The organism is Marinomonas spartinae (genome assembly GCF_900089775.1).
GTDB lineage: Bacteria > Pseudomonadota > Gammaproteobacteria > Pseudomonadales > Marinomonadaceae > Marinomonas > Marinomonas spartinae.
Genome location: NZ_FLOB01000001.1, coordinates 271,769 through 284,437 on the forward strand (window position 1 = coordinate 271,769; position 12,669 = coordinate 284,437).

Below are 12,669 nucleotides of genomic sequence, written 5' to 3' on the forward strand. Positions count from 1 at the left end.
TTACTATGCAAATTAATACGATTCCGAGTTCTCTTGATCCATCAAAACATCAAGTAGGCATTGTCCATATTGGGCTTGGGGCATTTCATCGTGCCCATCAAGCGGTGTATGGAGAGCAAGTATTGGCATTACACGGTGGTGATTGGATGATTGCCAGTGCGAATATTCGCTCCAATTATCAGCTGGTGGAGCAACTGAACAAAGCGAATAATCAATACCAAGTGATTGAATACGCTGACAGCCAACATTTTACCATCCGTTCCATTAAAGCGATAAAACAGACGCTGTTTAGTGGCACGAAGGAAGGCGGCCTCGACCTGATCAATACTCTGGTGGCACCACATATCAAGATAGTGACGTTAACGGTGACGGAAAAAGGCTACTACTTAGCACCGTCAACTGGAGCATTGCTAGTGGACAACCCGGATATTCAGCATGATATTGCTTCACCCGATACTCCAAAAACCGCTTTAGGCTTTATCGTGGTGGCGTTAAAGCTACGTCGTGAGAAAGGCATGCCGCCGTTTACCGTCTTATCTTGCGATAATATGCCCCATAACGGTAAGCGAACCAAAAATGCGGTGGTGGCCTTGGCGCATGCTCAGAATCCAGCCTTAGCACAATGGATTGAGAGCCATGTGGCGTTTCCAAGTTCTATGGTCGATCGCATTGTGCCAGCGGTCACCCCAGAAGACTTAGCCGACATTGAACGGGACACTGGCATTAGCGAACCAACGGTGGTGAAGTGTGAGCAATTTAGCCAATGGGTAGTAGAAGACCACTTTCCTGCTGGCCGACCTAAATGGGAAGACGTTGGTGTAGAAATGGTCGATGATGTTGCCCAGTATGAAATGATGAAGTTACGCATGCTCAACGGTAGTCATTCATTGCTGGCTTATCTTGGCTCTCTAGCTGGCTATAAAACCGTGGCACAAGCTATGCAGGACGAGGCGATTGGTCGCTTGCTTGAGGGCTTTATGCTTAAGGAAGTGGCGCCGACGCTGTCCGGTTTTCCTGAATCTATGTTGACTGATTATTATCAGCGGCTAATTGCTCGTTTCAAAAATGACAGTCTGCAACATCAGCTAATTCAAATCGCGATGGATGGCAGTCAAAAGCTGCCTCAGCGCTGGTTAGGCACGCTTGTCGAACAGCGGGGGGTATTCCATAAAACCCCCGCCATCGAGCTTGGTATTGCCGGTTGGATGGCATTTATCTACTTAGCGGAAAAAGCTCAACGATCCATAAATGATCCGTTAGAAAGTGACCTATTTAACATTATGAAACAGCCCAACGCTACCGCATCTGAGTTAGTGACTGCGTGCTTATCGCGGGACGATATTTTTCCAGTTGAGATTCGTTCCGATAGCGACTGTGTGAGTCGAATGGTTCATTATTTTAGCGCACTGATCAACAAAACACGTGTTCAAGAACTTATCCATTCAAGCTATTAAAAGTATTTGACTAATTGCTGGAATGTCTCAATAAAAACAAGAGAGTTTACTATGGAACATACATGGCGCTGGTTTGGGGAGCAGGATCCCATCTCATTACAGGATATTCGACAAGCGGGTGTAACGGGCATTGTCACTGCACTGCACCATATTCCTAATGGGGAAGTGTGGCCTACTGAGGCTATCCAAAAGGTTAAAAACACGATTGAACAGGCCGGCATGCGCTGGTCTGTGGTTGAAAGTATTCCTGTGCATGAGGATATTAAACAACGCACTGGTCATTACCAAACCTACATTCAGAATTATGCCCAGAGTGTTCAAAACTTGGCGGAGTGTGGTGTAACCACGGTGTGCTATAACTTTATGCCCGTCTTGGATTGGACACGTACTGATTTAACCTATTCCCTACCAGATGGCTCCCGCGCGCTGCGTTTTGATCAAACTGCTTTTGCCGCGTTTGACCTATTTATCTTGCAGCGATCTGGTAGTGAAAACACCTATACGGACGTGGACATACACGCCGCCAAGCAGTATGTTGAGCAATTAACGCAAGAGCAAAAGGACGTTTTAATTGGCACTATCCTAGCGGGCTTACCTGGGGCAGAAGAAAGCTATACTTTGGACAACTTCCGCGAGGCCTTAGCCGCTTACGATGGCATTGATAAAACCACATTAAGAGAAAATTTTGGCCTCTTTTTAGATGAGATTGTCCCCATTGCCGAACGCTGTGGTGTGCATTTGGCGGTTCATCCGGATGACCCACCGCGCCCTTTGTTTGGGTTGCCGCGCATTGTGTCGACAAAAGACGATATTGAATGGTTGATTCAACGGGTGCCTTCCATGACCAATGGTTTAACCTTTTGCACTGGGTCTTATGGCGTCCGTGAAGATAATGCATTATGTGATATGGCCACTAGTTTCGCTGAGCGGATTTACTTTACCCACCTACGTTCCACGCAACGAGAAGACTCTTGGGGCAGCTTCCATGAAGCGGCCCATTTAGAAGGCAACGCTGATATTGCGGATGTGATGCTGGTGTTGTTAAAAGAGGAGCAACGTCGTCGATCATTGGGATTGCATCACCCTATTCCCTTACGCCCTGACCACGGCCATCAAATCATGGACGATTTACGTCGAGAATCGAAGCCTGGGTATTCTGCGCTAGGTCGAATGAAGGGCTTGGCAGAAATTCGCGGTGTGGAGTTCGCGTTAAAGCGATATGTTTTGCAAGAGGAAAACACACAATGACACATTGTTCTGTGGTCTGCATTGGTGAATGCATGGTGGAACTGATGGCATCGGATCAGCCTGACCAATTAAAAAAAGGCTTCGCTGGGGACACTTTCAATACAGCTTACTATTTGAAGCATATTTTAGGTACAGGTGAATGTGTTAGTTATATGACCGCTGTTGGTAAGGATGTGTTGAGTCAGGAACTTGTGCAAACCTTAGAAAATGCGGGCCTTGATACACAATACATCCGTCAGATGGATGATCGCACTGTGGGGCTTTATTTAGTCGAAAACGATGTCCACGGGGAGCGCTATTTTACCTATTGGCGTTCACAATCGGCGGCGAAAAGTCTGTTCCAAGGGCAAGAGGGTTATCGTTTGTTGGCGTCGTTAGAATCCTTCTCAACGGTTTATCTATCGGGTATTTCGTTGGCGATCTTACCACCTAATGATCGAGCATTGTTAATCGATACGTTGAAAGAACAGGGTCGTCAGGTGATTTTTGATCCGAATTATCGCCCCGCTTTATGGGAATCAAAACGCGACGCATTAGCAAGCTTCCAAGCCCTAGCGAAAACGGGAGCGATTGTCATGACGACCCTAGAAGACGAAGAGGCACTGCAGGACCTAAATAGCGCCGATACGGTGACGGCTTTCTGGTTAGCGCAGGGAGCTGGTGATGTGATTGTCAAAATGGGAGCAAAAGGTTGCTTTATTGCGTCAGAGAAAACACTCGTGCCTGCCCTATCAGGTATTACACCGATTGATACCACTGGTGCTGGAGATTCATTCAATGGTGGCTATATCGCAGGGCTTCTTCAGGGGGCTAGCCCTAAAGAAGCAGCTATCAAGGCACATACTTTAGCGGCGCAAGTGATCCAGCAGCGTGGCGCGATTATTCCGTCAGATCTAGTCACTGACTAAACTGCATTAGGGCCAAGGCAGAGCTTGATGGGGGTGATCCGCCGAGGGCTTTTTATTTTTTCGTTCGGTTTCTAGGAGTGTCCAATCAACAAAGGCTTCAATACGTGCTTTTTTCGGGGAGCTTTTTGCGTAGGTGGCGTAGAACTCTATTGGTTGATTAATGGCTTTAGGAAAGGCCTCTACCAATGTTCCTTCTTGTAATTCTTCTTCCACCAAAAAGCGTGGGCATAGGAACACTCCGTGCCCTGCTTTCACTGCGCTGATGCCCATGTACCAAGAGTTCACTTCGGCCCAAGGAATATTGCCTGTACGTATCGGACAGATTGACTGCTCAGCAAACCACACCTTCCATTGATAGACTGGGTCATCAACTTGAATCATCCAGCATTTCAATAGGTCTGACGCATGATAAAAACCAATTCGAGCTTCTAATAAGGGCGAACAGACAGGAATTACCTCAGAAGATAATAAGCGTTGTTGAACAATGTCTTCTTTGTCGTTGGTTAGCTTGTTATCAATAATGACGTCTATTTTACCGGAGTGAATGTCTTCTCGTTCATCGGATGAAAAGAGCTTTACTGTAATTTCTTGGTGCAGATCCGAGAAACGCCATAATCTGGGCATCAACCATAAGGATACGAAACTTTGTAGCCCTGATACTTCCAAAATCCCTTCTAAGGGTTCGAGTTTGACACCGTCTAAGCCTTTTTGAATATGATCAAACGCTTGAGTCAGGTGGGATGACAAGTGTTGCCCTTGGCGTGTTAAGCGCATTTCTCGCCCATGACGATAAAACAACGGTACTCCCAAATAGTCTTCCAATAAGCGAATTTGTTGGCTGACGGCGGCTTGGGAAACGTGGAGTTGCTGGGCTGCCTTGGTGTAACTCAAGGTTTGGCTGGCAATACAGAAATAATGTGTGGCTTTAAGGTGGGAGACTCGTGTGTTCATGGGGGGCGTCCATGTGAGGTGGTCGAAAACAGCAATGTATAAGATTTTCTAATGTATATCGTAAGAATACAACGTTCGTTTTTTATGCATTTCTTTTTAATAATACAAGCCTACAGACAAGGAGAGAAGGCTATGTGGACATTATTGTTATGGTTAAACCAAAAAATAATCAAATGGTATAAAGACCAAAAGGAAAAAAGAAAAGATAAGGAAATCTATCGTAAAGAGCAGAATATACAGCAGTCATCCCGTCATCTACCGGATTTTGTTAAACGAGATATGGGGTTACCTCCTTATAATTCGAATCGTCACGACCTTCCCTAAGAGCTTCTCAACTCCTATTCAAGCCGCTGCAGCGAATACAGCGACTTGATAGGGGGTGATAGCTGTATCCGTTCTTTAGAGCATTCGGCTATTTGTTCCTACCTACAATAGATTAGAGATGGCGCATGGCCGACTTATCAATCAAGATAGAGAGCTCGCTTCCCACATCGAACAGTCGTTCCGCGTGACGATTGAGTAGATCGACAGTGAGTTCAACATTATTGGCGATTAGCTGGTAACGGATGATGGAGCCCAGTAATTGGTGACTTTTGACGGTGGCGGCAATTTTCTCTGAAAATCGCTCATCGTATTGTCGGTTATCCTCAAAGACATAAATCGACTCAGGGCGAATGGCGAGCGAACCTTGGTAGGATTCTTTAAACAGTTGTTGCGCTTGATCGGCATCCAGCACGTTATATTGCCCCATAAAGCGAGCAGTAAAGTCGGAGCTTGGTTCGATATAGAGTTTTTCCGGCGGGTCACATTGTATGATTTTACCTTCGTTCATCAAAGCAATACGGTCCGACATGGTCAGGGCTTCTTCTTGATCGTGGGTGACGAAGACCGTTGTGAGTTTGAGCTCCCTTTGAATGGCACAGATTTGCTGGCGTAAATGCTTGCGAATACGCGCATCAAGTGCCGATAGCGGCTCATCTAGTAAGAGCATTTTGGGGCGTACCACCAAGCTGCGGGCTAACGCCACCCGTTGGCGCTGACCGCCTGATAAAGAATGAGGATAACGCTCGGCAAACTCCCCTAGCTCAACCAGTGCTAGGATGTCATCGACACGCTGTTTGATTTGCTTTGTATCCAGCTTTTGAATGCGCAAACCGAAGGCGACATTTTCTCTTACCGTGAGGTTGGGAAACAGCGCGTAGCTTTGGAACACCATGCCAATATCTCGTTTTTGAGGGGCAAGGTGAGTGATGTCCTGTTCGCCTAATTGTATAGTTCCGTTGTCGACTTGGGTGAGTCCTGCCAAACAGCGTAATAGTGTGGATTTACCACAGCCAGAAGGGCCTAATAGCGTGAAAAACTCGCCGTCTTGAATGGTTAAATTAATATCAGAGAAGACCGTTTTTTCAGTAAAGCGTTTTGTTAAATGGGAAATGGCAACTGAATTCATGGATGACGTCCTAACGGTTAAATCGAGTGGCTAGCAGTGTCAGTATCAAAGTGATGGAGAAATAGGAAATCACCAATGCTGAAGTAAAATGGCTGCTGTTTTGCTGCATGTTGTAGAGATAGACCTGTAACGTCTCAAAATTGGCGCCAGCCAGCAGGTTAGCAAAGACAAACTCACCAATTAGGAAAGAGAAGGACAGAAATAAAGACGCCATCAAGCCCTTACGAATGTTGGGTAAAATCAATTTAAAAAAAGCCTGAGTACTGCTGGCGCCTAATAGACGTGCGGCATCCATGAGGTCATGCACGTTTAGGGCTCGTAGGTTGTTGTTCACAGCACGATAGATAAAAGGTAGCGCAATGCCCACATAACAACCGACGAGAATCCAAGGAGTACCCGTTAACAGTAATGGGTAATCAGAATAAAGCTGCAACAAGCCAACGGATGACACCACAGGGGGGATGGCAAATGGCAGCAGAGTCAAAATGTTCAGCCCAGTATCGAGCTTAGGGTAGTAGTAAAACACCACAAACACGCAAGGAACAATTAACACGGCACTGAGAATCAGTGTGCCAACGGCCAGTGTCATAGAATGATAGAGTGCCGTGAGAAAGCGTGGATCTGTCCAAAGCTGAATGTACCATTTAAAAGTAAAACCAGAGGGCAAAATGGTGGCACCCCATTGATCGCATAGGGAATAGACCAAGGTGGCGAGCAACGGAATGAGCAACAGAAAATAGATAAAACAAGTGACCGAATAGTGATAAGCCATCGCACGTTTAGTAGACATGGTAGCTCCTTTTAACGAGCCATTGATTAACACAAGTAATAAAAATTAACAGGGACATCAAGATGACCGAAATCGCAGCGGCAAGATTGGGTTGCAGAAATAAATCCCCTGCGACCAAGTTAGCAATGCGCACCGTGACCAAATTGTAGTTACCTGAGGTCAGGGTATAAGCCGTTGCATAGGTACCTAAGCCATTGGCTAATAAAATAATGAAGGTGCCTAATAACGCAGGGCTAAGAACTGGTAGTGCAATATGTTGCCAATAATAGCGGTGAGAAGCCCCTAATAAACTGGCTGCTTCCTCCCAATCAACTTTTAAGGCATCAAACGCGGGATAAAGTAACAACATGGCAAGCGGAATCTGAAAATAGGTATAGACGACAGACAAGCCTTGAGTACCATACAGATCAAAACTGTTTATCCATCCCCATTTACGAAGCATTAAGGTGATTGCCCCGTTAAAGCCCAAGACAATAATGAAAGCAAACGCCAGCGGCACACCCGCGAAGTTACTGGTCATATTGGTAAAAGCAATCATGATATTGCGTATTTTTCCCTGCATATGGCGGAGCGAAGCACAGCCTATCGTTGCGATGAGCAAACCCGCCACCGCAGAAAAAATCGATACCAAAAAGCTATGGGTAAAGGCCTGCCGGTAGAATGGCGAACTCACCACTTGCTGATAATTGTCCAGCGACCAATGGCCATCGTTATTGATGAAACTGTTGATAACGACCCAAACCAAAGGGGCCAGTTGAAACAGGCCGAGGATGATGAAAAAAGGAATGAACACCAAAAACGGGCGACATAATCGATTATTCACGGAGTATCCTTAAGCATGGTTCGGCAGTTCGGCTTGTCATGAGGGAGCTTGAGAATATCGGCGACTAAGCCACACAACTGTGTCTGTTTAGGGCTGGCAAACTTATCATGGCTAAACACCTCCCCCATTACAAACAAGGGCACTTGGCGTTCTTCCGGTAGGATACCGCCATGACTATAATCGTTATTCATACCATGATCGGCGGTGATGACGATCTGATAGCCCTGTTCCAACCAGCTGGGTAGCCAGTTTGACAAAATGCCATCCGTCATACGCGCTTGATTGCGATATTGCTTGGAATCAAAAGCGAACTTGTGGCCCGCATCGTCAATATTCATCGGGTGGATCAGGAGCAAATCTGGGTCATAAGTACGGCGCAGATACTCGGCGTCCAAAAATAAGTGATCATCTGGATAATGATCTTTGTGATAAAACATCCCGTACTGGATCGGCAACGAAGGTGCACACGTGATGCGATCTCTTACGGGGTCATAAGGGGCATTATTATAGAGTTCACTGACCCAATGATAGGCTGCTGCAGCGGTAGTTTTGCCTTGTGAACGGGCCAGATCGAATAAACTGGTCTGATTACTAAGGCGAACCACTTGATTGTGCAGTACGCCACTTTCTACCGGCGTGGCTCCTGTTAATAGGCACTCGTAGAGGGGGCGTGAAATCCCAGGCAGCTCACAGGAAATAGTATAGTGAGTGGCGATATTGGCTTCGGTCAAAGCAAGTAGGTAGCCCATGTGTTCACGGGCTACCAGATCACTTAAACCGTCCAGTACAATATATATGACGCGTCTGGACATATTAACCTCAGTGTTGGTAAATCATAACTTGGCTTTGCCATTCTTGTGGTAAACGGCTAGAAACATAACGCCATGCTTTGAAGTCTCGAATCGGATGAGCATGTTTATACTCAGAGTTAGGCAACAGCTTACTCTTCGCATCTGCAGGCAGCTTGACATCGGTACGGATGGGGCGAGCATAGCCACGGGCTAGGTTAATTTGCCCAGCATCAGAGAAGATATATTCCCGTGTTAATTTTGCCGCCCATGGGTGAGGAGCGTATTTGTTAATGATAGAAACATAGCCTGAGGTCACCGAACCATCAGAAGGAATTAACACAGTAAATTTGCTGCGATCAATCTTATCGCGGTAATTCAAGGCGTTGAAATCCCACATAACCCCCACTTCTACTTCACCTTTTTCCAGATTGGCAAGGCTCGGTCCATTCGGTGATAGACGACCTTGTTTTGCTAATTCTGCGAAGAATTTTAAGGCGGGTTCGATGTTTTTTTCACTGCCACCATTAGCGTAGGCACAGGCTAGTATAGCGTTATTGGCTTGTGCTGCCGAACCCACATCCCCAAGGGAAACACGGTAGTGGCCTTTTAATAGATCATGCCAGCTATGGGGGATGTTTTTGACTAATTTGTTATTAATAATGAAGGCAATCGTACCTGTGTACCCCATAGCCCAATAACCATCGGGGTCTTTGGCCCAGTTTGGAATATCGTTCCAAGTGGTGGGTTTATAAGGCAGCAGAATGTTTTTCTGCTTGGCAATTTTGGCAAAGCCAAAACCAATGTCACCGATATCGGCCGTTGCATGGTGTTTTTCAGAGGCAAAACGCGCGATTTCTTGTGCTGAGCTCATGTCAGTATCTTGATGCTGGATACCATATTTGGTTTTTAAATCTTGCCACGTTTCTTTCCAGTTAGCCCAGCTATCGGGCATCCCCACACTGACTACTTCGCCTTCTTGCTGGGCTTTTTTTATCAATTCGGGTGGAATGGTCGATGAGGCAAAGGTTAGTTGGCTACTGAGAACAGCAATAGCGCTGGCGGCAAACATCAGCTTTTTCATAAGCGTTTTGATCTCCAAGTGGCGTAAGGAAGATAGGAATAGACAAACAATGTAATAAAATGTAAGTGACAGAATGAAGTCACGACGGTGAAACATTGATGACAGAGCAAAAAGTAGTGACCTACGGGGACACACTTAACTCTAGAGATTCGCAAAAATAGGTGAGCTCATTCTATTTGTGCGTTATTGATGGGGTGAACATTGTGTTGAGCATAAAAAAACGCTGCTCCGATGGGTCAGAACAGCGTTTTGTAGGGTGATCTTATGGGTTATTAAACCAGTTCTTTAAAGCAGCGTTTGAAGATTTCCATACCTTCGTCAATGAGAGTGGTTTCAATCGTTAGCGCGGGTAGGAAGCGAATCACGTTGCCGCGAATACCACAAGAAAGCAGTATCAGACCATTTTCTCCTGCTTTAGCAGAGAGTTTTTTAGCCAGCTCAGGGTAAGGTTTGTTCACATCCCCATCCTGTACGAATTCCACGGCAATCATGGCACCAGCATGGCGAACGTCACCAATGATTTGTGGATATTCTGCTTGTAGAGCGGTTAGATGCTCAGCAAAGTGTGCCCCAATTTGTTTTGCGCGGTCACACAGTTTTTCTTCTTCGATTGCTTCGAAAACGGCAAGACCTGCAGCACAACCCACAGGAGAGCCACCGTATGTACCGCCTAGGCCGCCAGGGATCGGTGCATCCATAATGTCCGCTTTACCGACAACAGCTGCCAGTGGGAAGCCACCAGCGATGCCTTTTGCGGCAGTCATAAGATCGGCTTCGATGCCTGCTTGTTCGTGGCAGAACATGGTACCAGTACGGGCAAAGCCAGCTTGAATTTCATCAAGGATTAGCAAAATACCGTGGTCATCACACAGCTTACGCAGTGCTTGTAAGAAACTGGCTGATGCTGGGTAGAAGCCCCCTTCACCTTGTACCGGCTCGATGATAATCGCCGCCACCCGAGATGGCTCAATATCGCATGTAAAGCGCATTTGAAGGTCAGCAAGTGCTTGCTCTTCAGTAATGCCCAAATACTCATTTGGGAAAGGAACATGGTAAATATCGCTTGGGAAAGGACCAAAGCCAATTTTATATGGGTTAACCTTACCCGTTAAGCCCATGGTCATGTTGGTACGTCCATGGAAGCCACCGTTGAATGCAATGATGCCAGGACGCCCTGTATAAGCTCGAGCGATTTTCACGCAGTTCTCGACCGCTTCCGCACCGGTGGTGACGAAGATAGACTTTTTCGGTGTATTACCAGGCGCTGCCGCATTGAGTTTTTCTGCCAAGGCAACAGCGGATTCATAGGGGCTGACCATCACACAAGTGTGGGTGAAGCGTTCTAGCTGGGCTTGGACTGCGGCTTTCACTTTCGGGTGATTGTGGCCCGTGTTGACTACCGCAATACCTGCGCCGAAATCAATATGGCGTTTGCCTTCTACGTCCCAGATTTCTGCGTTTAAAGCTCGGTCAACATACAAAGGGGCCATGTTGCCCTGACCACGAGCAATCGCACTTTCTTTGCGTTTTTGTAAATCTGCGTTTTTCATTTTGTCTTCACCTTTAGAGCATGCTCTACGTTATGTACATAAAGCGGTAGCGTCTGTACCGCTTGTTCTTAATTGAGATACAAGTGAGTTGAGATAAGCCGAGTAGAGTTAAGGAATCCCTTACGCCAAGCCGCCCATACACAAGTATTTGATTTCAACGTATTCGTCGATACCGTATTGGGACCCTTCGCGGCCACTACCGGACTCTTTAACCCCACCAAATGGCGCTACTTCCGTCGAGATAATGCCTTCGTTGATGCCAACCATGCCGTATTCCAAAGCTTCAGACACACGCCAAATACGACCGATATTTTGAGAATAGAAGTAAGACGCCAAACCAAATGGGGTATTGTTCGCCATGGCAACGGCTTCTTCTTCGGTTTTAAATTTAAACAATGGTGCCACTGGACCAAAGATCTCATTGGAGAAGATGTCCATGTCTTCGGTTACGTCAGTTAAAATGGTGGGCTCAAAGAACTGCGTACCGACCGTGCTGTCTTTTGAACCACCAATCAGCGTTTTTGCGCCTTTTTCAATGGCGTTACTGACTAAGGCTTCCACTTTTTCAATGGCAGCGGCGTTGATCAAAGGACCAATATTCACGCCCTCGCCAAAACCATCGCCAGTTTTAAAGCTGGCAACACGTTTGGCTAACTTTTCGGCAAACGCCTCGTACACGCCTTCTTGCACCAAGATACGGTTGGCACAAACACAGGTTTGTCCGGCGTTACGGTATTTAGAGGCAATGGCTCCTTCTACCGCCGCATCTAGGTCGGCATCGTCAAAGACGATAAAAGGCGCGTTACCACCCAATTCCATTGAAGTACGTTTCACCGTTTGGGCGCACTGAGATAACAGCAATTTGCCAACAGGAGTTGAGCCTGTGAAAGACAATTTCCGTACCGTAGGATGGCCTGTTAAGACACCACCGATGGCTTTTGCATCTTTGCCGACCACCACATTTAATACACCAGCGGGGATGCCTGCTTGATGAGCCAGTTCCGCTAGAGCCAAAGCGCACAGAGGTGTTTCGTCAGAAGGCTTAATGACAATGGTACAACCCGCCGCCAACGCAGGGCCGGCTTTACGGGTAATCATGGCGATGGGGAAGTTCCAAGGTGTAATCGCCGCGACCACACCAATGCCTTGTTTAATGGTTAAAACACGCTTGTCCTTAGCATAGGTAGGAATCACATCACCATTTAAACGGCGTGCTTCATCAGCAAACCATTCGATAAAAGAGGCACCATACGCCACTTCCCCTTTTGCTTCTGCTAAGGGTTTGCCCTGTTCTAAGGTCATCAGTTTAGCGAGGTCATCTTGGTTGTCTAAAATCAGTTGGTTCCAGCGACGTAATAGTGTAGCGCGTTCCTTTGCAGTAAGTGCTTGCCAACCTTTTAATGCTTTATTGGCGGCTTCTACTGCAGCATTTGTTTCATCAGCACCTAGGTCGGCAACATCGATAAGATGTTGTCCATTTGATGGATTGGTAATTGCAAAGGTATTGCCTGATTGTGCGGCAACCCATTCGCCATTGATGTAGGAATGGCTTTTAAGCAATGAAGCTTGGGTTAACTCTACTTGCATCATGAACTCCAAATTTGGTCGCATGCTGGTGGTTTT

The 12,669-nt window shown here is 46.6% G+C and carries 12 protein-coding genes; 4 read left to right on the forward strand and 8 right to left on the reverse strand.

The genetic code is table 11. The annotated features are described in order from the left end of the window. Positions 1-5: 5 nt before the first annotated feature. From MSP8886_RS01175 to MSP8886_RS01185, 3 genes are read left to right on the forward strand one after another with little or no spacing between them, the layout of a single operon-like run. A complete protein-coding gene (locus MSP8886_RS01175; protein WP_067011866.1) occupies positions 6-1,454 on the forward strand; it encodes a mannitol dehydrogenase family protein in 1,449 nt (482 codons plus the stop codon). Between the two features lie 51 nt (positions 1,455-1,505). Continuing rightward, the gene (gene uxuA / locus MSP8886_RS01180; RefSeq protein ID WP_067011869.1) at positions 1,506-2,702 is read left to right on the forward strand and encodes a mannonate dehydratase; all 1,197 of its coding nucleotides are present in this window, start codon (positions 1,506-1,508) and stop codon (positions 2,700-2,702) included. Further along, positions 2,699-3,610: a sugar kinase gene (locus tag MSP8886_RS01185; RefSeq protein ID WP_067011871.1), complete on the forward strand. Its 912-nt coding sequence runs from the start codon at positions 2,699-2,701 to the stop codon at positions 3,608-3,610. The genes uxuA and MSP8886_RS01185 overlap by 4 nt, the downstream gene beginning before the upstream one ends. Before the next feature lie 6 nt (positions 3,611-3,616). Here MSP8886_RS01185 and MSP8886_RS01190 read toward each other — a convergent pair whose 3' ends face one another. After that, positions 3,617-4,561 (reverse strand): LysR substrate-binding domain-containing protein, encoded by a 945-nt coding sequence (locus MSP8886_RS01190; protein ID WP_067011874.1) that lies wholly within the window; start codon positions 4,559-4,561, stop codon positions 3,617-3,619. A gap of 132 nt (positions 4,562-4,693) precedes the next feature. Here MSP8886_RS01190 and MSP8886_RS01195 point away from each other — a divergent pair, with 132 nt between their 5' ends. Further along, positions 4,694-4,885, forward strand: coding sequence for a hypothetical protein (locus MSP8886_RS01195; RefSeq protein WP_139063063.1), 192 nt, complete (start codon positions 4,694-4,696; stop codon positions 4,883-4,885). Between the two features lie 112 nt (positions 4,886-4,997). Here the strand turns inward: MSP8886_RS01195 and MSP8886_RS01200 are convergent, their stop codons facing one another. From MSP8886_RS01200 to MSP8886_RS01230, 7 genes are all read right to left on the reverse strand, one after another. After that, positions 4,998-6,011, reverse strand: coding sequence for an ABC transporter ATP-binding protein (locus MSP8886_RS01200; protein WP_067011878.1), 1,014 nt, complete (start codon positions 6,009-6,011; stop codon positions 4,998-5,000). A 10-nt stretch (positions 6,012-6,021) separates the two neighbouring features. Beyond that, the gene (locus MSP8886_RS01205; RefSeq protein WP_067011880.1) at positions 6,022-6,801 is read right to left on the reverse strand and encodes an ABC transporter permease; all 780 of its coding nucleotides are present in this window, start codon (positions 6,799-6,801) and stop codon (positions 6,022-6,024) included. Beyond that, on the reverse strand, positions 6,791-7,624 hold the full coding sequence (locus tag MSP8886_RS01210) for an ABC transporter permease (protein WP_067011882.1): 834 nt from the start codon (positions 7,622-7,624) through the stop codon (positions 6,791-6,793). Before MSP8886_RS01210 ends, MSP8886_RS01205 begins: the two co-directional genes overlap by 11 nt. Further along, positions 7,621-8,436, reverse strand: a complete 816-nt coding sequence (locus MSP8886_RS01215) for an alkaline phosphatase family protein (protein WP_067011884.1) — start codon at positions 8,434-8,436, stop codon at positions 7,621-7,623. Before MSP8886_RS01215 ends, MSP8886_RS01210 begins: the two co-directional genes overlap by 4 nt. 7 nt (positions 8,437-8,443) lie before the next feature. After that, positions 8,444-9,496, reverse strand: coding sequence for an ABC transporter substrate-binding protein (locus MSP8886_RS01220; RefSeq protein ID WP_067011886.1), 1,053 nt, complete (start codon positions 9,494-9,496; stop codon positions 8,444-8,446). 272 nt (positions 9,497-9,768) lie between these two features. After that, positions 9,769-11,046 carry a 4-aminobutyrate--2-oxoglutarate transaminase gene (gene gabT / locus MSP8886_RS01225; protein ID WP_067011888.1) on the reverse strand — a complete coding sequence of 426 codons (1,278 nt, stop codon included), beginning with the start codon at positions 11,044-11,046 and terminating at the stop codon, positions 9,769-9,771. Between the two features lie 120 nt (positions 11,047-11,166). Further along, entirely contained in the window at positions 11,167-12,633 is a 1,467-nt protein-coding gene (locus MSP8886_RS01230) for an NAD-dependent succinate-semialdehyde dehydrogenase (protein WP_067011890.1), read from the reverse strand. Positions 12,634-12,669: the final 36 nt, after the last annotated feature.